Here is a 1569-nt window from a genome sequence, read left to right on the forward strand (position 1 = left end):
CCCAAGAAAAAGCCCCCACCCAGCCCACTGCGGATAGGGGACGCAACGGGCTGGATGAGGGCTTCTTGTACGACCGTGTTACTGCGCGATAGTTTTCACCGAAACGCCACGTTCAACCGGCGTCGAGCGACCGTAGATATCTTCAAAGCGCTCGATATCGTCTTCGCCCAGGTAGCTGCCCGATTGCACTTCGATGATCTCCAACGGGATCTTGCCCGGGTTACGCAGGCGGTGCACCGAGGCGATCGGGATGTAGGTGGACTGGTTCTCGCAGAGCAGGAACACGTTGTCGTCACAGGTGACTTCGGCCGTGCCGCTGACCACGATCCAGTGTTCGGCGCGGTGGTGGTGCATCTGCAGCGACAGGCACGCGCCCGGCTTGACCGAGATGTGCTTGACCTGGAAACGCCCGCCCATGTCCACCGAGTCGTAGGAGCCCCACGGGCGGTAGACTTCGCAGTGGTTCTGGGTTTCGCTGCGGCCCTGTTCGTTGAGGGTGGAGACCATCTGCTTGACGCCCTGGACCTTGTCCTTGTGGGCAATCATCATCGCGTCCTTGGTTTCCACCACCACGATATTGTCCAGGCCGATCACCGACACCAGCTTGCCGTTGCCGTGGATCATGCAGTTGCGGCTGTCCTGGATGACCACGTCGCCTTTGCTGACGTTGCCATTGACGTCTTTGTCATTGACCGCCCACAACGAGGCCCAGCAACCCACGTCGCTCCAGCCGGCACTCAACGGCACCACGCAGGCGCGCTGGGTTTTTTCCATCACGGCGTAGTCGATGGAGTTGTCCGGGCAGCAGGCGAAGGTAGATTCGTCGAAGGTCACGGTGTCGGCATCTTGCTCGCTGCGTTCCAGGGTCAGCACGCAGGTGTCGTAGATGTCCGGGTCGTGTTTTTTCAGCTCTTCAAGAAAACGGCTGGCGCGGAACAGGAACATGCCGCTGTTCCAGAAGTAGCCGCCGCTTTTGACGAACTCGACGGCGCGTTTTTCATCGGGTTTTTCCACGAACTGTTGCACGCGGCTGACGCCTTCGGGCAGCAGCGAATCGTTGCTGGACTTGATGTAGCCGTAACCGGTTTCCGGGCGGGTTGCCGGCACGCCGAACAGCACCATCTCGCCACGCTCGGCCGCCACGGTGGCCAGGGCCAGGGCGCGTTGCAGGGCTTTCTGGTCGTCGATCACGTGGTCGGCGGGCAGCACCAGCATCAGCTCGTCGCGGCCTTCGTTGACCAGCATCATCGCAGTCAGGGCCACGGCCGGCGCGGTGTTGCGGCCGAACGGCTCCATCAGGATGCGTTGGCATTCGAGCTTACGCGTGCTCAGTTGCTCGTTGACGATGAAGCGGTGGTCCTTGTTGCAGACCACGATCGGGGCGTCCATGCCTTCGAACACCAGGCGCTCCAGGGTTTGCTGGAACAGTGTGTGTTCGCCGGTCAAGGCCAGGAATTGCTTGGGGAACTGTTTGCGGGAAAGCGGCCAAAGACGTGAGCCGCTACCACCGGAAAGGATTACTGGGATCATGGGTGTTTCTCCTTGAATCGATTTGGGTCAGAGCTACGA

The 1569-nt window shown here is 60.7% G+C and carries 1 protein-coding gene; it reads right to left on the bottom strand.

Features of this window, described 5'->3' with window-relative positions; all coding sequences use genetic code 11:
- Positions 1-78: 78 nt before the first annotated feature.
- Positions 79-1530, bottom strand: a complete 1452-nt coding sequence (locus tag FEM54_RS32325) for a mannose-1-phosphate guanylyltransferase/mannose-6-phosphate isomerase (RefSeq protein WP_138454256.1) — start codon at positions 1528-1530, stop codon at positions 79-81.
- Between the last annotated feature and the right edge of the window lie 39 nt (positions 1531-1569).

The sequence above is a fragment of the Pseudomonas edaphica genome, from assembly GCF_005863185.1.
GTDB lineage: Bacteria > Pseudomonadota > Gammaproteobacteria > Pseudomonadales > Pseudomonadaceae > Aquipseudomonas > Aquipseudomonas edaphica.

Bases quoted from the DNA above. Each gene is read 5' to 3' on its own strand.
- FEM54_RS32325 (WP_138454256.1), bottom strand. From the start codon at position 1,530: ATGATCCCAGTAATCCTTTCCGGTGGTAGCGGCTCACGTCTTTGGCCG.